This is a genomic window from Haliea alexandrii (genome assembly GCF_003719295.1).
GTDB lineage: Bacteria > Pseudomonadota > Gammaproteobacteria > Pseudomonadales > Halieaceae > Haliea > Haliea alexandrii.
This window is the reverse complement of the sequence record NZ_RFLW01000006.1, coordinates 17,344-40,675: the sequence shown is the minus strand read 5'-3', so window position 1 is coordinate 40,675 and position 23,332 is coordinate 17,344. Positions and strand designations below refer to the sequence as shown.

Below are 23,332 nucleotides of genomic sequence, written 5' to 3'. Positions count from 1 at the left end.
TTCTAAATACGAAGGTGGGCTCGGAGCTCATCCGTCAAAGTACTTAAGGTCGTTGACGCAAGTTATTTTTGGAGAGATATCATGGCATTTACTGGTGTACACCATGCCGCTTTCATAACAAATGATATGAAAACGCAAATTGAGTTTTATACCCAGGTTCTCGGTATGAAGCTGGTTGGGATTTTTCCTATGCACGGAGTTCCTGGTGCTTCTCATTGCTTTATTGAAGCGGGGAAAGACGCATATGTGAGCTTCGTGCAAATAAAGGACGTCAATGTCGAGCCTGTCTATGGCGTGAGCCACGCAATTGACACCGCGCACCCGGTGGCTGGCGGTGCAATGCAACATATGGCCTTCGGTTGCGACAGTCTTGAGGAAATGATGACCCTGAGGGATCGCCTGAGAAGCAATGGCTACGCTGTTTTTGGTCCGCTGGAGCATGGCATGAGTCACTCCATGTACTTTGGTGGTCCTGAAGGGATGCAACTTGAGTTTGCTACCACGGATCAATGTGAGCCAGTGCGAGCGGAAGACTGGGTCGACCCTAGTACCGCTAAGACACTCGGAATGAGCGAAGCGGATTTGAAACGCTACCTCAATCCACCGGCGTTTGCCAGTCAAGGAGGTGCGGTGAAGCAACCCAGTCTGGATAACGCTATGTACCCGACGCCGATTCCACGGCCGATGTTTGACGCTCTTGGCTATCTTTCTGACGAAGAGCTCAAAGAAGCAATGCGATTCAATGCGCCTGAGTAATCGTCAGCAAGCATGGAGCGGTGAGGGTTATGGACATAACCCAAGGTCTTTGACGTCATAACGATCGCCTTTGTGTTGTCGAACTTAAGTTGATTTGAAGCAGGCGTAAAGGATTAGCACAATTTCGACAGCGTCGCACAAAGCGTTGAAGAGGCTGGTTGAAGTAGCATGGAGCGGGCTGGCCTCTATCATCTGCACTGCTGCCTATTTTGATCTGCATATTGTTCATGCTGCGGGGTGTTATGGAAATATCGAGCTGAAGGTAGTTATAAAACACCCTGGGTGGTCTGCGTTCAATCTCAGGCATGTTGACAGTCCAATTCGAAAACCCAGGTACTGACCAAGTATTGAATAGTTTATAAGTGTCATGCCTTCAAGGCCTCTCGCGCTTTCGTTTTCTAGGATTGGCTCTTCGAGGCATGGTTATACTTCCTTGCCTTTAAGGAGTAACCCATTTAACATCACAGGGTACTGCCGTATTCTGAATTTGTTTCGTTGATTTTCCGGCTCTGTCATCCCCCCTAGGTAACATGTCTGCAGACAATGCTTCCAAGTACAAAAAAGAGTAGCCCCAGAAAAAGGCGACGCACGCAAGAAGAGCGCCGCAGTGAAACGTCTGGTAAACTCCTTAAGGCCACCGTCGACCTCCTTCTTGAAAATGGTTATTCGCGCTTTCGAATAGCCGATGCTGCTGCTCGTGCTAAAGTCTCCAGGGGTGGTCAAACCCACCATTTTTCCACCAAAAAGGAACTTATTGAAGCGGCAATCGAGCGTCTGTTCGAGAGTGAGGTGGGGCAGGCCGAGTTTGATGCGGCCAAAACAGCGGATGAGGACGTTATTGATCAGGCGGCCCGCCACGCTCAAGATTTTTTAACGAGCAAATTATATACCGTTAGTTTAAATATGCTGGTTTCTGCGGGCGAAGAGGAGCATCTTGCTGACGGCGTCAGAGAAATCTCAGCAAATAGTCGGGTACCAATTGAAGAAGCGTGGGTTCATCGAATTGCCCAGTCAGGTATCAGCCGCCAGGAAGCTGCAGCAATCCTCGTGCTGTTGTGGAGTATTCAGAGGGGTTACGTTGTTGGCCGAAAAATAGAGGGCGGACGTGGGAAGAAAAATGCTGGCGAGCTCGAATTTGCTGTAGGCCTTCTTACCGGTTATCTCAAGTCGAAAAGACTTGGCTCTCCCGCTCTGCCAAGCTCTCCCCCGAGTCCGCCCGGGTCGAAGCTAGGCAATGGCATACCTGTGGAAGGGGCAGTCGATCATAAAGGCCAACAAGGGCGCAGTGCCTCCACTCGGGACCAAATTCTCGATACAACGTACCAAATTATGCGGGATTTGGGGCATGCTGGACTCCGTTCAGCCAAGGTTATCGATCAGTCAGGAGTCTCCCGGGGCGGGCTGTTACACCATTATCCTACCAAGGACCTACTCGTTGCAGCGGTATACGAGCGTATAGTAGACCGGATAGAACAGGACAGTTTGCGTCGAATTGGCGCAACTAAAGATGCAGACATCCTATCTGCTATTGTCGAGGATGCTCAGGCGCGTTTCTTTGATGATTCTTATAAAGTCACGCTGGATATACTGATCGCTTCTGGAAAAGATGAGTCTCTGGCAAAGGTGCGCAAAGCGCTGGAGGAGCGCTATTCTCCGGGCGCTCAGAACCAGTGGGCGAGCCGTTTGATGGAATCGGGGGTTGAGGCCGGTAAGGCCTACCAAATCACCAGTTTTTTGTGGAATATGGTGAAGGGCATTGCAGTTCGGAATTTGGTCCAGAAGCAGGGGGACTTGTCAGAGCAAGTTATTGCTCTTGGTCTTGAGTTGGCAGGTCAGGCGGCGCGGTCGTAGCTTGCGTCGTTGTGATCTGTGGGTTTTGCTGCGAGACGCAGCATTGCGCTGGGCTTGGTAGAGTTTGGTTTTTTATTCTTGCCTTCTCTGTTGGCGACCGAATTGCGTTGCGAGTCTTCGTTCTGGAATTAGGCTTCGACTTCTTTCTCCCAGCTAGCGGTAAGTTGAGGATGCGGGCGATTGCGGGTACGGCGGGCAAGGGAGATAAACATTGGCGTCACTTCCACCGAAGGCGAGTCTGGGCTATCAGGTTCGCATAGCGCATAGAGCTTTTGATCGTTTACTGGCAGCTCGACTAGCGCCGTTTGGTCTTAAGGCGGGCTACTGGTACTACTTGAGGGTACTCTGGCTGCGTGAGGGCCTGACGCAAAAGGAGTTGGGTGATGCTATCAATGTCAAGGAAAACACCACGGTAGCGATGATTCTGGGCATGGAAAAAGATGGATTGCTAACCAGAAAGCGGGACGAAATTGATCGTCGCAAGATGTGTGTTTATTTGACTCCGAAGGGGCGTGATCTCGAAAAGAAGCTTATGCACATTGCGCCTGAAATTAATGAAGCTGCGACTAAAGGCATTTCAAAGCGGGAATTGGAAAAGTGCCTGATGGTGCTTCATCACGTCAGTGAAAACCTTCAAACTATCGACTTCTAGGCGGCAGCTTTTCATGCTGTGGAATCGGTTATGTAGATCGGGGTTCCCTAAAAGTTGTCCAGAAGCGCTAGGAAGCGTTTCTGCAATCGTGTCGGCTGCCAGTTTTTCCTAACGGTTATTCCTATATCGCGACCCGTTCCCTCGAGAGGCTGGGGACTGGCAGCGAGTATCCCCATCTCCACTTCCAGTTCAACCTGCCGGGCGGGGAGCAGGGCGACCCGGTCGCTGTCTAGTAGCAGACTACGGATGGCAACCAACGAACTGCATTCAATCATTTGTGTAGGCGGATCAAAGCCCGAATCGGCAAAAAAACGGCTGAAGGTTTCTCGCGCAGGGGTATTGTGCTTGGGCGCAATCCATCCCAAGTTGCGCAGTTCTGCTGTGGGTGGCGCAGCGCGGCCAGCCAGGGGGTGGCTTGCACGTACCACCAAGTGGAGGGAATCCCGAAATAAAAATTGTTGCTCGATCTCTGGGCTAGGACTGGGGTGGCGCAGCGCGCCGACTATCATGTCCAGCTGGCCGTGCAGTAAGGCGTGTAGCTGTTCCTCGTAAGGCCCATCGATAATACTGATATGTGCTGCAGGAAATTCATTCAGTAAGTGCGTGACCGCATGCGGAACCAGTTTGGTTCGCGCTAGTGGCAGGCAGCCAATCCGCACACTACCTGCGCTAAGCCCTTTCAGCTCTTCGACTTCTTCGCGACCCAGGCGAATTTCGGAAAGAAAGAGGCTTGTGAGTCGAGCCATTTTTCTGGCCAACCAGCTCGGCTCCATACCCGCTGGTGAACGCTGGAATAGCTCCTGGTTACAAACAATTTCCAATTCTTTTATCGCGCGGTGCACTGTGGGCTGGGTCAGTCCAAGGTGCTGTGCTGCCCGAGAATAACTGCCTTGTTCGACAACGCTGAGTAGGGTTCTGAGTTGGGTGGAGGTGAGGCGTCGGTATAGGGGCTGCGTTTTTCGGCCTGAGCGTAGGCTGGTGGCTTGCTCAATGGCGGTCAGCCAATTCACTGCCCGTTCGGCCCGGCGAAGAAAAATTTCGCCTGCCTCGGTGGCATGCAGGCCAGTACTTGAGCGGGTAAAGAGCAATATATCCAGTTCTTGCTCCAGTTTGGCCAGGCCTTGGGTGATGGCTGATTGGGATAGATGCACGCTAGAGGTGGCGCGGCTGATGCTGCCCAATTTCCATATAGTCAGAGCGGCGCTGAGGTGGCGCAAGTTGGGTGGTGAGGGAGCGGTGTCTCTCATGGACATAACTGAGTCGAGGTGCAGTGAAATAAGAACATTATAGAAAAAACTTATACCTGGGTACAGCTTTCGAACATGCCGAGATGAGTACGCTGGGCCATAATAAAGTTCGGAATTTTAGTAAATAGGGGAAGCGACCATGCCTGTTTGTGTAACCGATATTACGCGTGTTTCGGCTGAGGTGCTGGAACAGTACCAAGGTGCTGAAGTGGCCACTGTTCACGAGGCGCAAGGCCGCAAGGGCTTGATGGCTTCGTATATGCGCCCTATTTACCGCCCAGCCAAAATCGTTGGCACCGCCGTAACCTGTGAAGTGGCGCCAGGTGACAACTGGATGCTGCATGTGGCTGTAGAGCAGTGCCAACCAGGCGATGTGTTGGTTGTTGCTCCGACTAGCCCTTGTGAAGACGGTTATTTTGGTGATCTGTTGGCCACCTCATTGAAGGCGCGGGGGGTTGTCGGGCTGATTATCGATGCTGGCGTGCGGGACATTGCCACTTTGACCGAGATGGGATTCCCGGTGTGGTCCAAAGCGGTGTTTGGTCAGGGCACGGTTAAAGAAACCGTGGGCAACGTCAATGTGCCGGTGGTATGTGCGGGCGCGTTGGTCAATCCCGGTGATTTGATTGTGGCCGACGATGATGGCGTGGTGGTAGTGCGCCGCCAGGAAGCCGAGGCGGTGCACACCAGTGTGCTCAAGCGGGTGGCTAACGAAGACAGCAAGCGCGAACGCCTGGTCGCCGGTGAACTAGGGCTGGATATCTACAATATGCGCGAGCGTCTGGCGGAAAAAGGCCTGCGTTACGTGAAGTCGCTGGACGAAGCCTAATCATGCAAAAGGCGATTCCCTGTCAGGTTATGCGCGGCGGCACTTCCAAGGGCCTGTATTTTCTGGCCAGTGACTTGCCTGCCGACGCCGAAGCTCGCAACCGTTTGTTGCTGGCGGCGATGGGCTCTCCGGATGCCCGCCAGATTGACGGCATGGGCGGTGCTCACCCGCTGACCAGCAAGGTGGCGGTGATCTCGCCGTCATCGCTGCCCGGCGTCGATGTGGACTATCTTTTCCTACAGGTGGTGGTCGATAAGGCCGAGGTCAGTGACGCCCAAAACTGCGGCAATATTCTGGCTGGGGTGGGACCTTTTGCCATTGAGAATGGCTTGGTCGCGGCTCAGAACGGACACACCGATGTCAGCATCCATATGGTGAATACCGGTGCCCGCGCGGTGGCTCGGGTGGAAACCCCCAACGGCTGTGTAAATTACGTCGGGCAGGCCCGTATTGACGGCGTGCCGGGTACGGCAGCGCCGATCCCAATCGATTTTCTCGATATTGCCGGCTCCAGTTGTGGTGCCTTGTTACCCACAGGTAACACCCTCGATGTGATCGAAGGAATTGAGGTGAGCTGCATCGATAACGGCATGCCGGTGGTCTTACTGCGGGCGGCAGACTTTGGCCTGAGCGGGTTGGAGTCTCCGGCGGAGCTGGAAGCCAATGCCGAGTTGAAAGCGCGCATCGAATCCATCCGTCTGGCGGCGGGCAAACTGATGAATCTGGGTGACGTGACCAGCAAAACCGTGCCCAAGATGAGTCTGATCTCTGCGCCGCTGGCCGGCGGTTCGATCAATACCCGCACGTTTATCCCTCACCGGGTTCACGAAGCCATTGGTGTGCTGGGTTCGGTCAGTGTGGCCTCCGGCTGCATGTTGCCGGGTTCGGTCGCGCAGTCCGTGGCAGCGGTGCCTGCGGCCGATGGCGTATGTCAGCTGGAGGTGGAGCACCCGACCGGGTTTTTCACTGTAGAGATGGAAGTGGCCGGTAGCGATAGCCTCGATAGCTTTACCGTTAAGCGCGCGGCCCTGTTGCGCACGGCGCGGCTGCTGATGCGCGGTGAGGTGATGGTGCCCGCCGAGTTGGAGAGCGAGCATGGCTGACCTTGAGCTGGCTAAAGTGAAGCGCATCGCGCTGATTGGTTTAGGCGAAGTGGGCCTGGCCGTGGCCGAGGACCTGCTGGCGAAAACCGAACTGGACTTGCAACTGTGGGACGCGCAGTTTGGCACGACCGGCAGTGCGGCAGAAGCGCACTGGGCGTCGTTGGCATCCTCTGACCGGGTGAGTCGGGCTGCGGATGCGGCAAGTGCTGCCAAAGACTGCCAGCTGGTGCTGTCGATGGTGACCGCCGAGCAGGCGGTGCCCGCCGCGGAGTCGGTGTTGGCGGGACTAGCTGCCGAGGCTTGGTTTGTCGACCTTAACTCCATCTCGCCGGCAGCCAAAAAGCAACTGTCAGAAATGGTGACGGCCGCAGGCGGACGCTTTGTCGAGGCCTCGGTGATGTCGCCGATTCACCCCAAGCGCACCGACGCGCCGATCTTGTTGGGTGGCCCCCACGCGGCGGCCTTCGAAGCTATTGGAGAGCAGCTGGGCTTTAGCGACATGCGTGCCACTTCGGCGGAGCTGGGCATCGCGGCGGCTACAAAAATGTGTCGCAGTGTGATTATTAAAGGCATGGAGGCACTGGTAACCGAGTCCTTACTGGCCGCGCGGCACTACGGTGTTGATGAGGTGGTGCTGGCCTCGCTGAATAACCTGTTCCCCCGCCCCGACTGGCCGGAACATGCCCACTACCTGATTACCCGCTCACTACTGCACGGAGAGCGGCGCGCGGCAGAAATGCGTGAAGTGGCCAAGACCGTCAACGAAGCGGGTTTGTCACCGTGGATGAGCGCGGCCTGTGCCGAGCGCCAGGACTGGGCGGCAAAATTCAAAGCCCAGCTGAGTGAAACAGAATTGAACCCTTTGCTGGACGCGATCAACGCCCAAATTAGTACTATGAATGGAGAAGCCTAGAATTATGAAAATTATCGATTGCCACGGGCACTACACTACTGCTCCAGAACCCCATCAATTGTTCCGTGAGGCACAGCTGGAAGCCTTTAAAAAAGGCGAAGCGCTGCCTGAAGTGCCGCAAATCAGCGATGACCAGATTCGTGAGAGCATCGAGCAGAACCAGATGCGCCTGCTGAAAGAGCGTGGCGCCGACATGACCATCTTCTCGCCACGCGCCTCCACCATGGCTCACCATGTTGGCGACGAGGCGGTGTCCAAGCAATGGACCAGCGCCTGTAACGATCTGATTAAGCGAGTAGTCGATCTCTACCCCGAAACCTTTATTGGCGTGTGCCAGTTGCCTCAGTCGCCCGGTGTGCCGATTGCCAACTCCATTGCCGAGCTGGAGCGCTGCGTCAACGAGCTGGGTTTTGTCGGCTGTAACCTGAACCCCGACCCTTCCGGTGGTCACTGGACTTCCGCGCCGCTGACCGATAAAAGCTGGTACCCGTTCTATGAAAAAATGGTTGAGCTGGATGTGCCGGCGATGGTGCACGTGTCCGGTTCCTGCAACCACAACTTCCACGCTACCGGTGCCCACTACATCAACGCCGACACCACCGCGTTTATGCAGTTTCTGCAGGGCGATCTGTTCAAGGATTTCCCTGAGCTGCGCTTTATTATTCCCCACGGCGGCGGCGCGGTGCCCTACCACTGGGGTCGCTACCGTGGTCTGGCCGACATGCTCAAGCAGCCGCCGTTGGACGAGCACGTGATGAAGAATGTGTTCTTCGATACCTGTGTTTACCACCAGCCCGGTATCGACCTGCTGTTCAAGGTGATCGACATCGACAATATTCTGTTTGGCTCGGAAATGGTCGGTGCGGTGCGCGGTATCGACCCGCAAACCGGACAGTATTTCGACGACACCAAACGTTATCTGGATGCGTTGCCGCTTTCCGACGAAGACCGCTACAAGGTCTTTGAAGGCAATGCCCGCCGGGTGTATCCACGACTGGATGCCTCATTGAAGGAGCGAGGAGAATGAGCCAGTTCACCCCCGACGCCGACTGGCTGCACTGGCACCAGTCGCCCAGCAAACCGAGCTACGTGCCACCTGCTGGCGCGGTAGATGCCCACTGCCATGTGTTTGGCCCCGGGGATTTATTCCCCTTTGCGCCGGAGCGCAAGTACACCCCCTGTGACGCCTCCAAAGATCAGTTGTGGGCGTTGCGGGATTATCTCGGCTTTTCCCGTAATGTCATTGTTCAGGCAACCTGCCACGGCGCAGATAACCGCGCGCTGGTTGATGCCTTGAACCACTCCAATGGTTTGGCTCGCGGCGTGGCCACGGTCAAGGCCAGTGTCACCGACAAGGAACTAGCAGCGCTGCACGCCGCCGGCGTGCGCGGTGTGCGCTTTAACTTTGTGAAGCGTCTGGTGGATGCGCTGCCCTTTGACAGCCTGAGCAGTATTGCCGAGCGTATCAAGCCGCTGGGCTGGCACATCGTGATTTATTTCGAGGCGCAGGAACTGCCCGAGCTGTATGACTTTTTTACGGCGCTGCCCACCACTGTGGTGGTGGACCACATGGGTCGCCCCGATGTCAGCAAGCCGGTTGACGGGCCCGAGTTTGAGTTGTTCGTCAAGCTGCTGCGTGAGAACGAGAATTTCTGGTCGAAGGTGACCTGCCCCGAGCGTTTGTCGCTGAGTGGCGCACCGACCTATGACGACTTTGTGCCCTTTGGCCGCCGCATTGTAGAGCTGTTTCCCGACCGCGTATTGTGGGGCACAGACTGGCCGCATCCGAATATGAAAAGCCATATGCCCGACGACGGCCATCTGGTTGATATGATTCCCCGCATTGCACCCACCGCCGAGTTGCAGCAAAAACTGCTGGTGGCTAACCCGATGCGGCTCTACTGGTCGGATTAAGCGGCTGGAATAACAGGAGGCTATTTATGGCACTAGACAAACCCTATCAGGATATTCCCGGTACCACGATTTTTGACGCCGATATGGCACGCCAGGGTTTCCACCTCAATCAGTTCTGTATGTCGCTGATGAAGGCGGAAAACCGCGAGCGCTTCAAGGCGGATCAGCGCGCTTACCTAGATGAGTGGCCGATGACCGAAGACCAAAAGCTGGCGGTACTTGCGCGGGACTACAACCGCATGATGTCACTGGGCGGCAATATTTATTTTCTGGCCAAGATTTTTTCGTCGGATGGACTGAGCTTCCAGCACGCAGCGGCGACTATGACCGGCATGAGTCAGCCTGAATACGCGCAGATGATGCTGGATGGGGGTCGTTCTCCAGAAGGCAATATGTACAAGTAACGCTCTACACTTAATACGCTCCGGTTGGGGCGCAATGAGGTACCACAATGGCAAAAATTACCGCGAGTGTATACTCGTCGCACGTGCCGGCCATCGGCGCGGCACTCGATAACGGCAAGTCTGGTGAGGACTACTGGAAACCACTCTTTGCCGGTTACGACTACTCCAAGGGGTACTAGGGATTTTCCGTCCAAAAACGACAAGAATCGCTGAAAGCCCCGCCATCCGAGGCCTCCCAGGGGGTATTACTTTTCCCGAACCGGTAAATATCCCTCGATTGTGCGCATCAGTTCCTCCAGATCCGGTAGTTTTTCACTCATTTCGAAGGTATAGATACCCTTCAAGTTGATGTTATACCAAGCCACTGGAGAAGCCTGTTTGACAATCTGTATTCGCTTATCGTCATTCTGATATTCGAAGCTCGTCAGCAGCTGGCTGAGTATGCTGGAATTGAAGTAAATAATGGCGTTGGTGACCAAGCGCGCGCATTCGTTCCATAGTTGGATTTCTTCATCAGAGCTGCCCCGGAACTGATCCCCATTGACGTTGCTGATTGCTCGACGCAGCTGGTGGTAAGCTTCCCCCCGATTAAGGGCTCGCTGAACGTAGTTACGCAGGCTGGCATCATCGATGTAGTTCAACAAGTAATTCGCTTTTACCAAGCGGTTGTACTCCGTTAGGGCCTCCAGCAAGGGATGGTTTTTCTTGTACCCGGAGAGTTTACGAACCAGCGTGGCCTGTGTCGTTTTTCGCTCCTTGAGTGACACTGCGATCCGTTGGATGGTGTCCCAGTGCTGCATGATACGTTTGGTATTGATGGCTTTTTTCAGGCGTAGCTGAATTCTCTGATCTTTGTCTTCTTTTACATCAAACATCTCGTTGATGACGCGACTAACCTGCGCGTAACGCGGTGCAAAGCTGTATCCAAACAAGTCTAGCAGAGCGAAGTTGACGTGATTAACTCCGTGGGTATCCGTAGAGAGCACGTCCGGAATGATTTCCGAGCTGTTATTCATCAGCAAGTCAAAGATGTAATGGGATTCGTGTTCATTCGCTCCGATCACCCTGGCGTTAATAGCGGCATGGTTAGCGATTAAGCTCATGGCCGAGACGCCTTTCTGAGTTCCAAAGTACTTCGATGAATAGCGGGTTTTGAAGGTCTCTCGCCGGGCCTCAAACTTTTGACCATCGGCACTGGCGTGGATAATATCCTCTTGGATATTGTAATGCTTGAAGATTGGAAGCATGGCCGTCGCATTGTTGATGTTGTCGTTGGCAGCATTCAGGGTTTCCAGTCGCAGGTAATTCGCTTGGATGGTACTGAGCTGATCATAAGTGCGATCGGAGATTTGAGCCATGCCGTAGATGCCTTGGTTCGTTGCATTCCCCACCAGAATCGCCAGAAGGTCATATTCGTGGGCTCGGTTCTTGGACTGAGCGCCCAGCACATGTTCAAAGCACTCAATGAAGCCGGTATCACGGTCCACCATGCGCAGCACATCGGCAACGCCCGTCGTCGGTATCTGCTGGAAGAAGGGGTTGTTGACCAAGTACTTTTTACTCCCCGTCGGCAACCGCCATAGGCGCTTACCCTTCGGATTACGTAGGATAATGTTCCGGTTGTCATCCTGTTCCAGGTAGTCACTGACCTCATACAAACGGATCTCCAGATCATTGGCTGTTCGCTCGATCAGCTTACTCGGTTCAGCGGTCAACTTTGGTAGCTGAGTTTGCTCCAGCAAATTGTGCTTTTCTCTTCGCCAGCGTTCTCGACTCACCAGATCTGCATCCAAGGCCCGGTATTTAATGACATCAGGCAAGGTCAGCTGGCCATTCAACCGATCGGGGATCTGTAGATACAGGTACCATTCGTAGCGATCTGGGTTAAACGTCCCACCCTCGTCCTGCAAGAACGGTAATTGTTTCTTGGAGGGCAACCGGGCGTCTATCGTTGCATTTGAGATGACCCCTTGTGCTGCAAGATCAAGCCGAGCGTGATTCAGTGCTGCTGCCAGGCGTTGGGCGCCTGCGCTGGCTTCATAGCGTAGGCAAAGAAACAGCTGCCGAAGCAACCCTTCCCTTAAGCTATCTCTCTGGTCATAGTATTGCCACATAGCTTCCTCAACGGAACGCTTTTGTTCATTCAGGAACAGGTAGACAGACTTCAGATCTTTCTCCGCAAGCAGCTTCAGCGCTTTCTGTCTTACCGCCCCAAACGGTTGCTGTTGATCGATGCTATCATCAATGAACAGATGTAGAACTTCCGCAGCCTTGCTGACATTTTTAGCGGCTTTTTGCCAATCTTGATAAACTACTTCCTGCGCATAAGCCTTCGATTTATTCTTGGCCTGTCGGACATGATGAACAAAACCATCGGCTATGCGTTCCAACGCCTGCTGCCAGCGGAACTGCAAATAGCACAGGAGATAAAGCCTCTGATTTCCCACAGACTGCCGCTTCAGTTTAGCCCCATAGTAATCGACCCGTTCTGCAAAGTGCTGCTGATTTTTCTGGGACAACGATAGCGTACTCAATATGGCATTCACTTGCGACATCCAGTGCTGGATGTGGCGATGTACGGTCAGCTCCTTCTCCAGCTCAGTTCCTGTGAAGTTACGGGCAGATTGACGTAACTGTCGCAACGTTAGCGATCCGTCTACGTTTACGAGGGCAGCCAATGCGTCTTTTAGCTCCTGAGGCAGTTCGAGATCTACGTGGGTAATCAGCCGATCTTGCTCCTGACCAACAACCTGGCTGATGATCTTTTGCAGGGTGCTGTAGGCAGGGATCGCAATTTTCTGCCCTGATAAATACTCAATCGCTGCGTCGAAGAGGTGCCTCGGAGCAGACCAGGCTTTGGCCTGCTGCGTTAGGTGGGCTACCAAAGCAGATCCATGGGCTTTAAAACTCCAGCGCTGGTATTCGCAGAGTTCGAATATCCGCTTGTAAATCCTCTCGTTTTCTTTCTGCGAGAGATTGAACGGTCTGAAGCCGGGTCCTGGCAGTACCGTTTCGTGGACGTGCTTTAGATCATGTTTTATCTGATGAAATCCAGGATTCAGCACTACAGGTTTAGCCTTAAAATAACCCAGCAGCACAATAAACATGTAGCGCTGCCCACGATTTCGGAATTTATTAGCGACAGCCAGTTCCTTGTCGTTCAGAGCGAAAATGAAGCGTTGATCGTTGGACGTGAAAATTGGGGGCCCATAAAAATCGTCTTGTTCTGCATCGGACAAGATTTGAACACGTTCTTCATATGCCATACGTTTAGCCTAAAAAGGCCAAATCTTAACCAAAATTGGTGTAAATATGGACTTCAGAAAAAGCAATCCCCTCTTGGAGGCCCCGGATGGCGGGGCTTTCGGCGATTATTGTCGTTTTTGGACGGAAAAACCCTAGTACCCCAAGACGAAGCCGTGACTGCCTGGGAGTTGGGTGTAAAACAGGACTTCATGGATGGCCGTGCGCGCGTCGCGACAGCCATTTACAGATCTGAGCTGGAAGATCTGCAGGTTACTTCTTGGGGTGGCACAAGTTTTGTCGTAGGCAACGCGGCGGAGCTGACCGTCCAGGGTATCGAGATCGAAGCGCAGTTCGCCGCTACCGATGCACTGGAAATCGGCGGCAGCTATGCCTACCTCGATCACGAGTTCGATTCGTATCCGGGGGCGGGTTGTTCCGTTGTCGAGATTGGCCTGGGTACCTGCCCGAACTCCTCTGGTGAGGGTACAAAGGATCTGTCCGGCGAGCGCGGGGCGTTCGCACCGGAGCACAGTGCCTCGCTCTACCTGGACTACAATCACGCATTTGATTGGGCGGAATTCAATTTCCATGTCGATGTCAATTACAAGGATGAATTCTTCCTGGATGGCGACCTCGATGAAAATGTGCTGCAGGATTCCTACACCAAGGTCGATGCCAGTATCTCCCTGATGTCCCTGGAAGGTACCTGGGAGGTGGTGCTCTACGGACGGAACCTGACCGATGAGACCACCTACACCGCTTCGGTTGATGCTCCCTTGAGCCCAGGAGTTTATATTGGCTGGGTTGAGGAACCCCGCGTCTACGGAATATCTGCAGCATACAATTTCTGATAGTCCCTTTGCGGCGCTTGATGCCGGCACCCTGCCTGGTATCAAGCGCTGTTTTTTTTATTTCTTCCCCGATTCGCCCGAATCGACTCTCAAAGCCCCCGTTAACAATTATCATCCAGACAAGTATTTAAGCTCTGATGACAAGGGGCTTACAGCCGCCTGCGCTTATAGTATTCCCAGAACACGGGAGTGAATACCCAGCGCGGGTTTCCGCTAACAATATCGGTCCACAGATGGATCAGTGTCAGGAGTTTTTCTAATGAGTGAAGCTGCCCTTCTATTCGAAAACAGGGATGGAGTAGCCTGGTTGACCATGAACCGGCCCGAGGCCATGAATTCCATCAGCCTGGAAATGATTACCCTGTACGAGGAGTACCTGGAACAGATTCTGGGGGATGAGTGTATCAAGGTTGTTGTCATCAGCGGTGCGGGCAAGGCTTTCTGCGCCGGCGCTGACTTGAAGCAGGTATTGGATAGCCTCGACGTCCCACCCGGTAAGCCTGATTTCCTCGATCGCCTGTGCGACAGGGTTTTGAACCCGCTGCGCGATTTCCCCAAGCCGGTGATTGCCGCCCTCAACGGTATCACCATGGCAGGTGGCCTGGAGACCGCCATGTGCGCCGATCTCGTCGTGGCCGCTGAGAGTGCCAGGATAGGCGACGCTCACGCCAACTTCGGTGTCTACCCGGGGGCGGGGGGAGCAGCAGTACTGCCGCGTATCGTTCCCCACAACGTGGCTAAGTACCTACTGTTTACCGGCAGAACTCTTTCCGCACAGGAGATGAAAAACTACGGCTTCGTCAATGAGGTGGTAGCCGACGGTGAGCTGCAGGAAGCCGCCCAGGCATTGGCCCTGCATATCGCTGAGAAGAGCCCCATCGCCCTGCGCCGGATGAAGTCCGTGGCTAATGCCGCCGCTGACAAGACCCGAGACGACGCGCTGCGGCACGAGATGTACGAATTCCGCAAGCACCAGCGCTCCTGGGATATGCAGGAAGGCCTGGCCGCCTTTGCCGAGAAACGCAAGCCACGGTTCCAGGGCCGCTAATAGGAGTAGAGAAAATGACAGATGTATATATCGCCGGCGTCGGCATGACCCCCTTCGGTCGGCATATGGACAAGAGCTACAAGGACCTGACCGCTGAGGCTGTACAGGGGGCCCTGACTGATGCGGGTGTAGACAAGGACGAGGTGGGCGAGGCCTTCTTCGCCTCCTGTGTCATCGGCTTTCTGCAGGACCAGCATATGGTGCCCGGCCAGGTGGCCCTGCGCTCCATGGGTTTTGAGGGCATCCCTATATTCAATGTTGAAGGCGCCTGCGCTTCCGCCACGTCCGGCCTTTACCTGGCTGCCCAGGCGATTCGCGCCGGCAGCTGCGATATCGCAATCGCGGTGGGTACGGAAAAAATGTTAACCGAGGACAAGGCGAAGATGTTCGCCGCGTTCGATTCCGCCTGGGATGTGACCACGGTTGAGGCCAACAAGGAGTACCTGCTCAAGATGGGGGAGGGGATTACCCTGCCGGAAGGCTCCCTGTCACCCAAGCCCTACAGCATGTTCATGGATGTGTACGCAGCCTTCTGCCGCCAGCATATGAAGACCTTCGGCACCACCCAGGAGCAGATCGCCGCGGTTTGCGCCAAGAACCACACCCACTCGGTGCACAATCCCCTGGCCCAGTACCAGAACCCTTACACCGTTGAAGAGGTGATGGCCGCACCGCCGATCACTTACCCCCTGACCCTGCCCATGTGCGCGCCCATCTCCGACGGCTCTGCCGCGGCGGTGCTGTGCAGTGCCGAGGGCCTCAAACGGCTCAGGGGCGATGCCTCCCGGGCGGTGAAGCTGCTCAGCTGCGTCTTCCGCTCCGGTATCAACCGCACGGCCGAGGAGTATGAAAAGCACATTACTGCGCTGGCGGCCGCAGAAGCCTACGAGAAGGCCGGCGTTTCCCCGGAGGATGTGAGCGTGGTGGAGGTGCACGACGCGACTGCCATGGGTGAGATCATCCAGGTGGAAAACCTGCGCCTGGTGCCCTGGGGGGAGGGCGGCCCCGCCGCCGCGCGCGGCGATTTCACTGTCGGCGGCCGGGTGCCGGTCAATCCCTCCGGCGGCCTGGAGTCAAAAGGGCACCCCATCGGCGCCACAGGCCTCGGCCAGATATTTGAGCTGGTAACCCAGCTGCGCGGCGAAGCCGGCGCGCGCCAGGTTGAAGGCGCGCGGATCGCAGTACAGGAAAACGGTGGTGGCCTCGTCGGCCTGGAAGAGGCAACGGCCGCGGTAAGCATACTCGCAAAGCAGTAGAGGAGAACAAAGCGATGAATTTCCAACGCAGTGAAGAACAGCAGATGATTATCGAGAATCTGCGCAAATACCTGGACTCGGAGATCGAGCCGGCCTTTCGCGAGCACGGCGAGGGCTTCATACCGCGGGAGAAAATGCAGGAGTGGACCCAGGGGCTGACCGAGTTCGGCTTGATCAAGGCGCCATTCGGTGAGGAGTGGGGCGGCTTTGGCATGGACTGGCTCACCCACCTGATGGTATTTGAGGAGATCGCCTACACCTCTCTGGATATCGCCATCCCCGGTTTTATCAACGCGGTCAATGCCGAGCTGTTAAGACAGCTGGCGCCCGAGGCCATCAAGGAGAATTACCTCGCGGACATCATCAACTGCGACAAGTTCATCGCCATGGGTATCTCTGAGCCGGACGTGGGTTCAGACGTGTCTGCAGTCAAGACGCGTGCGGTGCTCGATGGCGACCACTGGGTGATCAATGGCGAAAAGACCTGGATTACGAATGGCGAGTACTCAGACGTGTTCATCTGTACCTGTCGCACCGGTGAGAACGAGATCAGCCATATACTGATCGACCGTGAGGAGCATGGCTACGAGACGGTGGGAATTCCCAAGATGGCGTTGAACGGTCAGTCCACTTCGCAGGTTTTCATGTCTGATGTGCGGGTGCCGGTGGAGAACGTGGTGGGTGGCCGCGGTACCGGGCTCAAAAATACCCTGAAGATATTCGAATACGCTCGCTGCCACATGGCAATGTGGGGAATTGGCGTGGCGCGTCGCGCCATGGACGAGGCCATCAAGTACGCCCAGGAGCGCAAGCAGCACGGCAAGTTGATTGGCGGTCACCAGCTGATCGCCGACAAGCTCGCCACCATGGCCACCCAGATCGATGCCGCCCGGCTGCTGACCTACCGGGCCATGGATATGGTGATGCGCGGCGAGCGCGCGGACAAGGAGTGCGCCATGGCCAAGTGGTACGGCACCGAAATCGCGGTGACCGCGACACGCGACGCGCTGGAAATTCACGGTGGTAACGGTGTGACCAAGGAATTCATCGTTGAGCGCCTGGCGCGGGAGGCTATTGTCGCGCCGATCCCCGATGGCACTACCGAAATCCAGAAGCTGTTAATCAGCCGGGCCCTGACCGGTTTGAATGCGTTCAGTTAAGTAAGGGAATTTGGAGGTTTTTGTGAAGCTGAAAAATAGAGTTTTGGTAATCACCGGCGGCGCCTCGGGTCTGGGCCAGGCCACCGCGCGTTATATGGTGAGCGAGAAGGGTGCAAAGGTTGCACTTCTGGACCTGAATGAGGCAGCCGGCACAGCGACAGTAGAAGAATTGGGCGAGGAAAATGCCATTTTCTGCCAGACCGATGTGACCTCCGAGGAGAGCATAGATGTCGCTATCGCAGCGATCATGGACAAGTTCGGCGCGATCCATATGAATGTTAACGCCGCTGGTATCCCGCTGCCCTGCAAGATCCTCGACCGGGAAGGCAAGGCCAGCAGCCTGGCAAAGTACGCTACGGTGATCAACGTAAACCTGATGGGCGTGTTTAACGTGATGGCCAAGTGCGCCGAGCAGATGGCCAGGAACGAGCCGGACGAGAACGGTGAGCGCGGTGTGATTGTGAACGTATCTTCCGGCGCAGCCTTTGAAGGCCAGATCGGCCAGAGCGCCTACAGTGGGTCCAAGGCGGGCGTGAATGGCATGAATATTCCCGCTGCCCGCGAACTCGGCCCCCTGGGTATCCGGGTGAATTCAATTGCCCCGGGACTGTTTGGAACACCTCTGGTGAAGGGGCTGGACCAGAAAGTGCAGGACTCACTGATCGCGATGTGCGAGGCGCCCAAGCGCATGGGCGAGGTGGATGAGTTCGCCCACGCCTGCGCCTTCCTAGCGGAGAATGGCTATATGAATGGCCGGGTCCTGCGCCTGGATGCTGCCACGGTGATGCAGGCCAGGTAGGCCATACAACCAACGCCTTGAGGAGAGAGACGTGGGACCGCTAGCCGGAATCAAAGTTTTAGAAATCGCCGGTATCGGGCCCTGCCCGATCGCCGGTATGATGCTGGCCGATCTGGGGGCGGAAGTCATCCTGGTTGAACGCGCAGCCGCTAACAAAAACGCGGCTGAGGTGGGTCAGAACGGCTTTTTCAACCGAGGCAAACAATCCATAGCTCTGGACCTGAAAGACCCGAAAGCGGTGGAAAGTGTGTTGCAGTTGGCGGAGCAGTCCGACGTGCTGATCGAGGGCTTTCGCCCCGGTGTAATGGAGCGGCTGGGGCTGGGGCCAGAGGTCGTGCATCAGCGAAAGGCCTCCCTGGTCTATGGTCGGATGACCGGCTGGGGGCAGGATGGCCCCCTGTCGCATGCGGCTGGACACGACCTGAATTACCTCGCCATCTCGGGGATTCTCCACTACGGCGGCCTGCCGGGCGATGCGCCTTATCCCACGCCCACAGTGCTGGGTGACATCGGTTCCGGTTCGAATATGTTGGTATTGGGCATCCTGGCAGCGCTGCTGCACGCGCAGCGCACCGGCGAGGGGCAGGTAATCGACGCAGCCATCTGCGACGGTGCCATCTATAACCAGACCCTGATCGCGGGCCTGCGAGGGGAGGGCGCAATCAGCGAGACCCCCAGTGAAACGTTCTTCGGCGGGGCATCACCCTGGTGCAACAGCTACCCCTGTTCGGACGGTCGCTACATTACGGTACAGGCCCTTGAACCCAATTTTTACCGAGAATTGATTGCCCTGTGCGGGTTTGAAGACGATCCTGACTTCGCCCGCCAGCACGACAAGAAGACCTGGCCTGCCGCCCGAGAAAAAATGGCGGTCCTGTTTGCCAGTAAACCCAGGTCACACTGGTGCGAATTGCTGTCGGGCACCGATGCCTGTTTCGCACCAGTACTGTCGCTGCCGGAAGCGGCGGAAGACGAGCACATCAGGGCACGCGAGTGCTTTGTTGCGGGTGAAGGCCTGTTGCAGCCAGCTCCTGCGCCGAAATTCAGTGCGACCCAGCAGGAGGTCGGTGATGTTCCGCGTTCCGGCGAACACACAGAGAGGATTCTGCGATCCCTTGGTAAGGCCGGCTGAATGTGCAGTGCTTATAAGGCTCCCAGAACATAAGCGGACGTGATTCTCCGCTCAGTGGGTTTAAGCCGTTGATTTCCCAGTAATTTTTCCCGCCACTTTTACAGGGAGTGAATTCGCATCTTTTTCGCTGATTTGTGCCGCTCTGGGTCCGCGGGCATAAGGGGACGAGATATTGCGTTCCCCCCACTTAAGCTATTTTATTTATAGTGATTCCTCACCACCTTTTCCTGAGACGCTTGATAGGGCATGCTTTTGGCCGAATCTGGCCCAGGTCTTTACATCGGGCTAAGGTTGATTTCTAAGGTCATCCCAAGCACTGCCGCTGCTCTACTAGCAGTTTGAAGTGTTATAGTTTCATTGTCTGGATCAAGCAATCTATCAAGCTGTGAACGGCTGGTTTTCAAGCGTTTAGCCATATCGGTTTTTGAAATATTTTGGTCAAGCATGGCAGCTTCTAGTTTTGCAGACAGTACTTTTTTGATCGCGGCATTTTGAACATCTTCATAGATACCATCTGCCTTTAGAAAGTCGTCAAAACTTGAACCTGCTCGAGGGTTTCTTTTAGCCATTTTTCTGATACTCCGTCTTCCGCTTCTGAGCGAGCTTTAAATCTCTGTCCGGTGTTTTCTGGGTCTTTTTAACCAGTCCATGCAATAGGATCATCTCTGAATTGTCGATATAGAAAAACACACGGGCGATCCCGCTCTTAATATTACTTCTGACCTCCCACAATCCAGGATAGCCAGATAAGGATTTGCACAGCGGTTCACCACAAGGCCAACCGAACTCCACTGCCATAATGTCCTGCCCGATTGTTTGCCGATCTTCTTGGGTCAGTCCAAGCAACCAATCTCTAACAGGTTCTTTCCCGCTGGAGAGCTGGTAAAAAACAGCGGTTATTTTTTTCTTAGGTGCTATCATTCTGCTGAATGTACCATATATGGTACGCTCCAGGCAACAAAAACAGTTTCTTACTTTTGTTTACGGCCTTGGGACCTGGGGGCCGAGGGTGAATGAATGAGATTTTCTGATCAGTGGAACCAACTCATTGTCTTGAAAGGATTCGTCCTTCTCCTTATATCAAAGCCAGAGGTCAACCCAGTTTCAGCGCAAGAATTTTCGCCATATCAAAGACATCATCATTAGCGGCGGGCCGTGTAAAATCATATTCCCCCTGCATATTGACATGTGCCCAGGCTATGATCGAACCACTGGTAATGGCCTCGAGCATGTCCTGCCTGTCGTCGGGATCAGCCGTGGATGATAGCCGTTGGGACAGGTACAGGTAATTCCACAGGACAATGGCATTTTGCATGAGCACTTTACAGGCCGTTGCTATTTCCTGTTCCTCCTTGGTGCCTACCTGGAATTCCTGGTTGTTAGCAAAAAATACAGCCGCTGAAAACCTGTTGGCTAATTCCACTTTATTCAGTTGCTTTTCAATACGCTGACGTAGCTCTACGTCATCATAGTAAGTCAGTATAAACTGGGATTTTATAATGCGTCCGAACTCCTTTAATGCCCGGTACAACGGATGATCTTTCGCATAGGAGCTTAACCGCTTGAACAGTTGCGAGGCGCTGGAATAGCGCAGTTTAATCGTAGCCATAAAGCGGAGGATGTCATCCCAGTTTTTGAGGATGAGTTTCCGGTTGATTGTGCGACTCGGCACAATACTGTAACCGCGCCTTTGATATGTAGATTTGCTGGAGAATCCATACAGCCGCTGTTCGCCAATCTTCTTAAAACGTGGGGCAAATGCAGTATCTATCATATGCGTGGCCGTAAATATGGCTTCAGAAAATCCGTGTGTATCCGTCGAGTGTATGTCACTCTTGACGACTTCATTCTGCATCAAGCCATCAATGACATAGGCGGCCTCTCTATCGGATGCACTAATCACGGTTGAGTGGAACAGGGCATGGCGCTCATCGATGAAAGTATACATCGTGACGCCTTTATCCTTGCCGAAGTATTTGAATGAATAACTTGCATGCAGTGAATCTACTCCAACGTTTACCTTGCGCCCGTCACTGCTGGTATGCAGCTGGTCCGGATATTTTTGAAACGCGTTGGATAAAGCGAGCTTGTCAATCTGGCCAATAATAACGTTGTTCGCTGCCTGAATATTTTTCAGGCTAAAGCACCAGTTAACGGTGTTTTTCAGCGTGCTTTCGTTGATACCTACAGAGATCTGGGACAGTTTATCAATACCAATGTTACAGCCCATGCCCATAATACCAGCCAGAACCGTTTCGACATTCGGCTTGAGCTTGTGGTGTTTGGGGCTTAGATGTTTAAAGTAGCGGGTGAAGTCGCTCGTTCGGTTAATGTCCCGAAGAACGCGCAAAATGGGAACGATGCCGTTCTCCTTCAATAGGGTGCCATTATATCCGTCTTCACTAAATGACGTACCGGGCGTACTGACCTTGGCATAGCCAGAGTCGTCAACAGATAGGTACGTGTTATTCCCCTCACCAAAGCGTCCATTGACAGCCTGGTATGTGCTTTCTAGTGTTGTTTTGAGTTCCGCAAGGTAGCTTGCGCCATCTGCGAATTTTTGTAGGCCTGCCAATGTCAGCAAGCGATCCCTTTCTTTCCGCCAGCGTGCAGTAGGAATCAGGTAGTCCTGTATAGCGCGATAACGGTATGAATACTGGAGGTTAAGCTTGCCCGCGCGCACCGCATCCGCAACGGATTGAAAAAGTAGTATTTTGTACAGCGATGTGCGGAATGTGGTATCGCCTGCGACAATGTCTTGTTCCTTTTCTGGCAGGAAGTCCAGAGGTGGTGAGTGTCCGACATTACCATCCGTCACTTGAAAATGTGTCATGGCTGCAAATAACGGCTCCTCCGATGACGCCTTATCGAATACCAAATTCTTAAGCACTGAGGACACCTTGCGCTGGAGGCGCAGAGATTGGTTTTCCAGGGTATCGTAATAGTGCTGACCCTCTGTGTGTTGATCGAGTAGTTGTTCATAGAATTGTAATTTCTCTGTCTTGATATCTCCCTGCAGAGCCTCATAGTCATCGATCAGACGTTCAATCTTTTCCATTCTCTCAGAATCTGATTGGTCCTTGCATCGGACAATACGCGTAATTTCGTCCAGTAGATGGCGTGAATTTCTATGGGACGTGTTGATTGTTTGGATAGCAGTCTTTCGCTCTGACTGCGTTTTTTGCTCTTTTTGAGCAAGCTTCTTATTAACGCCATTCGTAGCGGTGCGGACACTTTTTAGGAAAATATCCATCAAGACATCTTGGCGGAAATAGTACTGGTGCTTGATGAAGGACAGTAAATGGAGGTGACGTTTCTGTGGATTGGGAAACTGCTTCACTTGTGTCAGCGTTGCCTTCTGTACCCAGGTAGCGTAGTACTCTGTGGCTTGTTGGTTCAAATTTAACTCGTCAAAAATTGATCGAAACTGTTCGAAGTGATCTCTGAGCGTCCGGGATGCGTTGACATTTTGCTGAATATCCTTGGCGCGCAATGACTGGTTAACCTGTTTGATTTGCCCGAGCAAAGGTAGCCAGTGATTCTTCGGATTTGCTAGCAATACGTCTAGCGAGGATTTTTCATCCTCGCGCAATTCTGACGACAGGGTGTTTAGCAGGCTGGATTCCACGATATTGAAGCTGTCCGTAATCACTGTGGATAACTGATGGTAGGTCGGTATTTCGATGCGTTGCTTCCAGCAAAAATCAATTGCAGCAACAAATACCTGATCTGGCTTCAATTGCTGCTGGGCCAACAATTGGATGCGTTCAGCAATCAATGTAGCATTGGACTCATCGAAAGGTGTCCAATCCAGCAGTGTCAGAATGCGTGATCTATGCTGTAAAATTCGGGCTGAAGGATAGCGATCGAAATTGAATTCATCTGTGACGCTGAGAAGTCGCTTCACGTATTGGATATCCCTACGGCGATACACAGATGGCACAAAGAATTTCCCGCAGTACCGGAAATACCCGAGCTGCAAAAGGAAGCCGACTTTATTTGTCGTTGTGCGTAGCTGACTCAGAGTTCGTCGAATATCCTCAGTCACGACAAAGTAGGCGTGACGTTGTTCTTTTGTAAAGACGGGAGGGGAGTCGAATTTCCGTTTTTCAGTGGGCGACAGAAAGACCAATCGCGTCATATAGGGACTCCTGAATACATATTGCCTTGC

The 23,332-nt window shown here is 53.9% G+C and carries 21 protein-coding genes; 16 read left to right on the top strand and 5 right to left on the bottom strand.

Translation table 11 applies throughout. From position 1 onward, the window contains the following. Window positions 1–81 precede the first annotated feature (81 nt). From EGJ68_RS17365 to EGJ68_RS17355, 3 genes are all read left to right on the top strand, one after another. Window positions 82–756 (top strand): VOC family protein, encoded by a 675-nt coding sequence (locus EGJ68_RS17365; protein ID WP_008250887.1) that lies wholly within the window; start codon window positions 82–84, stop codon window positions 754–756. Between the two features lie 543 nt (window positions 757–1,299). Beyond that, window positions 1,300–2,607 carry a TetR/AcrR family transcriptional regulator gene (locus tag EGJ68_RS17360; RefSeq protein ID WP_008250889.1) on the top strand — a complete coding sequence of 436 codons (1,308 nt, stop codon included), beginning with the start codon at window positions 1,300–1,302 and terminating at the stop codon, window positions 2,605–2,607. 211 nt (window positions 2,608–2,818) lie between these two features. Next, window positions 2,819–3,259, top strand: coding sequence for a MarR family winged helix-turn-helix transcriptional regulator (locus EGJ68_RS17355; protein ID WP_008250891.1), 441 nt, complete (start codon window positions 2,819–2,821; stop codon window positions 3,257–3,259). 47 nt (window positions 3,260–3,306) lie between these two features. Here the strand turns inward: EGJ68_RS17355 and EGJ68_RS17350 are convergent, their stop codons facing one another. Continuing rightward, complete coding sequence (locus EGJ68_RS17350; protein WP_040803725.1) at window positions 3,307–4,506, bottom strand: LysR family transcriptional regulator; 1,200 nt, start codon at window positions 4,504–4,506, stop codon at window positions 3,307–3,309. 139 nt (window positions 4,507–4,645) lie between these two features. Here EGJ68_RS17350 and EGJ68_RS17345 point away from each other — a divergent pair, with 139 nt between their 5' ends. The 7 genes from EGJ68_RS17345 to EGJ68_RS18430 are packed head-to-tail and all read left to right on the top strand — an operon-like array spanning window position 4,646 to window position 9,848. Continuing rightward, a complete protein-coding gene (locus EGJ68_RS17345; RefSeq protein ID WP_008250894.1) occupies window positions 4,646–5,335 on the top strand; it encodes a 4-carboxy-4-hydroxy-2-oxoadipate aldolase/oxaloacetate decarboxylase in 690 nt (229 codons plus the stop codon). 2 nt (window positions 5,336–5,337) lie between these two features. Next, entirely contained in the window at window positions 5,338–6,438 is a 1,101-nt protein-coding gene (locus tag EGJ68_RS17340; protein ID WP_008250895.1) for a 4-oxalomesaconate tautomerase, read from the top strand. Continuing rightward, window positions 6,431–7,351: an NAD(P)-dependent oxidoreductase gene (locus tag EGJ68_RS17335; protein ID WP_008250897.1), complete on the top strand. Its 921-nt coding sequence runs from the start codon at window positions 6,431–6,433 to the stop codon at window positions 7,349–7,351. The genes EGJ68_RS17340 and EGJ68_RS17335 overlap by 8 nt, the downstream gene beginning before the upstream one ends. 4 nt (window positions 7,352–7,355) lie before the next feature. Further along, window positions 7,356–8,378 (top strand): amidohydrolase family protein, encoded by a 1,023-nt coding sequence (locus tag EGJ68_RS17330; protein ID WP_008250899.1) that lies wholly within the window; start codon window positions 7,356–7,358, stop codon window positions 8,376–8,378. Further along, window positions 8,375–9,265 (top strand): amidohydrolase family protein, encoded by an 891-nt coding sequence (locus EGJ68_RS17325; protein WP_008250900.1) that lies wholly within the window; start codon window positions 8,375–8,377, stop codon window positions 9,263–9,265. Before EGJ68_RS17330 ends, EGJ68_RS17325 begins: the two co-directional genes overlap by 4 nt. 26 nt (window positions 9,266–9,291) lie before the next feature. Next, window positions 9,292–9,669 carry a protocatechuate 4,5-dioxygenase subunit alpha gene (ligA, locus tag EGJ68_RS17320; RefSeq protein WP_008250901.1) on the top strand — a complete coding sequence of 126 codons (378 nt, stop codon included), beginning with the start codon at window positions 9,292–9,294 and terminating at the stop codon, window positions 9,667–9,669. 47 nt (window positions 9,670–9,716) lie between these two features. Beyond that, window positions 9,717–9,848 carry a hypothetical protein gene (locus EGJ68_RS18430; protein ID WP_269845679.1) on the top strand — a complete coding sequence of 44 codons (132 nt, stop codon included), beginning with the start codon at window positions 9,717–9,719 and terminating at the stop codon, window positions 9,846–9,848. Between the two features lie 66 nt (window positions 9,849–9,914). Here the strand turns inward: EGJ68_RS18430 and EGJ68_RS17310 are convergent, their stop codons facing one another. After that, window positions 9,915–12,935 carry a Tn3 family transposase gene (locus EGJ68_RS17310; RefSeq protein WP_008250937.1) on the bottom strand — a complete coding sequence of 1,007 codons (3,021 nt, stop codon included), beginning with the start codon at window positions 12,933–12,935 and terminating at the stop codon, window positions 9,915–9,917. A gap of 153 nt (window positions 12,936–13,088) precedes the next feature. On the opposite strand from EGJ68_RS17310, the gene EGJ68_RS17305 reads away from it, so the two are divergent. The 6 genes from EGJ68_RS17305 (at window position 13,089) to EGJ68_RS17280 (ending at window position 19,161) form a co-directional block, all read left to right on the top strand. Next, window positions 13,089–13,766 (top strand): TonB-dependent receptor domain-containing protein, encoded by a 678-nt coding sequence (locus EGJ68_RS17305; RefSeq protein WP_123035802.1) that lies wholly within the window; start codon window positions 13,089–13,091, stop codon window positions 13,764–13,766. 259 nt (window positions 13,767–14,025) lie between these two features. Continuing rightward, complete coding sequence (locus tag EGJ68_RS17300; RefSeq protein WP_027951048.1) at window positions 14,026–14,814, top strand: enoyl-CoA hydratase/isomerase family protein; 789 nt, start codon at window positions 14,026–14,028, stop codon at window positions 14,812–14,814. Window positions 14,815–14,828: 14 nt separating this feature from the next. Continuing rightward, window positions 14,829–16,070 carry a thiolase family protein gene (locus EGJ68_RS17295; RefSeq protein WP_027951049.1) on the top strand — a complete coding sequence of 414 codons (1,242 nt, stop codon included), beginning with the start codon at window positions 14,829–14,831 and terminating at the stop codon, window positions 16,068–16,070. Window positions 16,071–16,084: 14 nt separating this feature from the next. Continuing rightward, entirely contained in the window at window positions 16,085–17,230 is a 1,146-nt protein-coding gene (locus EGJ68_RS17290; protein ID WP_027951050.1) for an acyl-CoA dehydrogenase family protein, read from the top strand. A 22-nt stretch (window positions 17,231–17,252) separates the two neighbouring features. Beyond that, on the top strand, window positions 17,253–18,029 hold the full coding sequence (locus tag EGJ68_RS17285) for an SDR family NAD(P)-dependent oxidoreductase (protein WP_027951051.1): 777 nt from the start codon (window positions 17,253–17,255) through the stop codon (window positions 18,027–18,029). A gap of 31 nt (window positions 18,030–18,060) precedes the next feature. After that, window positions 18,061–19,161 (top strand): CaiB/BaiF CoA transferase family protein, encoded by a 1,101-nt coding sequence (locus EGJ68_RS17280; RefSeq protein WP_027951052.1) that lies wholly within the window; start codon window positions 18,061–18,063, stop codon window positions 19,159–19,161. A gap of 275 nt (window positions 19,162–19,436) precedes the next feature. Here EGJ68_RS17280 and EGJ68_RS17275 read toward each other — a convergent pair whose 3' ends face one another. The 3 genes from EGJ68_RS17275 to EGJ68_RS17265 all read right to left on the bottom strand — a co-directional run bounded on the left by EGJ68_RS17275 (window position 19,437) and on the right by EGJ68_RS17265 (window position 23,302). Next, window positions 19,437–19,730, bottom strand: a complete 294-nt coding sequence (locus EGJ68_RS17275) for a helix-turn-helix domain-containing protein (protein ID WP_123035801.1) — start codon at window positions 19,728–19,730, stop codon at window positions 19,437–19,439. Then, on the bottom strand, window positions 19,723–20,082 hold the full coding sequence (locus EGJ68_RS17270) for a type II toxin-antitoxin system RelE/ParE family toxin (protein WP_123035800.1): 360 nt from the start codon (window positions 20,080–20,082) through the stop codon (window positions 19,723–19,725). The genes EGJ68_RS17275 and EGJ68_RS17270 overlap by 8 nt, the downstream gene beginning before the upstream one ends. Window positions 20,083–20,254: 172 nt before the next feature. After that, window positions 20,255–23,302 carry a Tn3 family transposase gene (locus EGJ68_RS17265; protein WP_123035799.1) on the bottom strand — a complete coding sequence of 1,016 codons (3,048 nt, stop codon included), beginning with the start codon at window positions 23,300–23,302 and terminating at the stop codon, window positions 20,255–20,257. Window positions 23,303–23,332: the final 30 nt, after the last annotated feature.

Bases quoted from the DNA above. Each gene is read 5' to 3' on its own strand.
- EGJ68_RS17265 (WP_123035799.1), bottom strand. From the start codon at position 23,302: ATGACGCGATTGGTCTTTCTGTCGCCCACTGAAAAACGGAAATTCGAC.
- EGJ68_RS17295 (WP_027951049.1), top strand. From the start codon at position 14,829: ATGACAGATGTATATATCGCCGGCGTCGGCATGACCCCCTTCGGTCGG.
- EGJ68_RS17275 (WP_123035801.1), bottom strand. From the start codon at position 19,730: ATGGCTAAAAGAAACCCTCGAGCAGGTTCAAGTTTTGACGACTTTCTA.
- EGJ68_RS17310 (WP_008250937.1), bottom strand. From the start codon at position 12,935: ATGGCATATGAAGAACGTGTTCAAATCTTGTCCGATGCAGAACAAGAC.
- EGJ68_RS17335 (WP_008250897.1), top strand. From the start codon at position 6,431: ATGGCTGACCTTGAGCTGGCTAAAGTGAAGCGCATCGCGCTGATTGGT.
- ligA (WP_008250901.1), top strand. From the start codon at position 9,292: ATGGCACTAGACAAACCCTATCAGGATATTCCCGGTACCACGATTTTT.
- EGJ68_RS17330 (WP_008250899.1), top strand. From the start codon at position 7,356: ATGAAAATTATCGATTGCCACGGGCACTACACTACTGCTCCAGAACCC.
- EGJ68_RS17340 (WP_008250895.1), top strand. From the start codon at position 5,338: ATGCAAAAGGCGATTCCCTGTCAGGTTATGCGCGGCGGCACTTCCAAG.
- EGJ68_RS17325 (WP_008250900.1), top strand. From the start codon at position 8,375: ATGAGCCAGTTCACCCCCGACGCCGACTGGCTGCACTGGCACCAGTCG.
- EGJ68_RS17270 (WP_123035800.1), bottom strand. From the start codon at position 20,082: ATGATAGCACCTAAGAAAAAAATAACCGCTGTTTTTTACCAGCTCTCC.
- EGJ68_RS17300 (WP_027951048.1), top strand. From the start codon at position 14,026: ATGAGTGAAGCTGCCCTTCTATTCGAAAACAGGGATGGAGTAGCCTGG.
- EGJ68_RS17290 (WP_027951050.1), top strand. From the start codon at position 16,085: ATGAATTTCCAACGCAGTGAAGAACAGCAGATGATTATCGAGAATCTG.
- EGJ68_RS17350 (WP_040803725.1), bottom strand. From the start codon at position 4,506: ATGAGAGACACCGCTCCCTCACCACCCAACTTGCGCCACCTCAGCGCC.
- EGJ68_RS18430 (WP_269845679.1), top strand. From the start codon at position 9,717: ATGGCAAAAATTACCGCGAGTGTATACTCGTCGCACGTGCCGGCCATC.
- EGJ68_RS17365 (WP_008250887.1), top strand. From the start codon at position 82: ATGGCATTTACTGGTGTACACCATGCCGCTTTCATAACAAATGATATG.
- EGJ68_RS17360 (WP_008250889.1), top strand. From the start codon at position 1,300: ATGCTTCCAAGTACAAAAAAGAGTAGCCCCAGAAAAAGGCGACGCACG.
- EGJ68_RS17345 (WP_008250894.1), top strand. From the start codon at position 4,646: ATGCCTGTTTGTGTAACCGATATTACGCGTGTTTCGGCTGAGGTGCTG.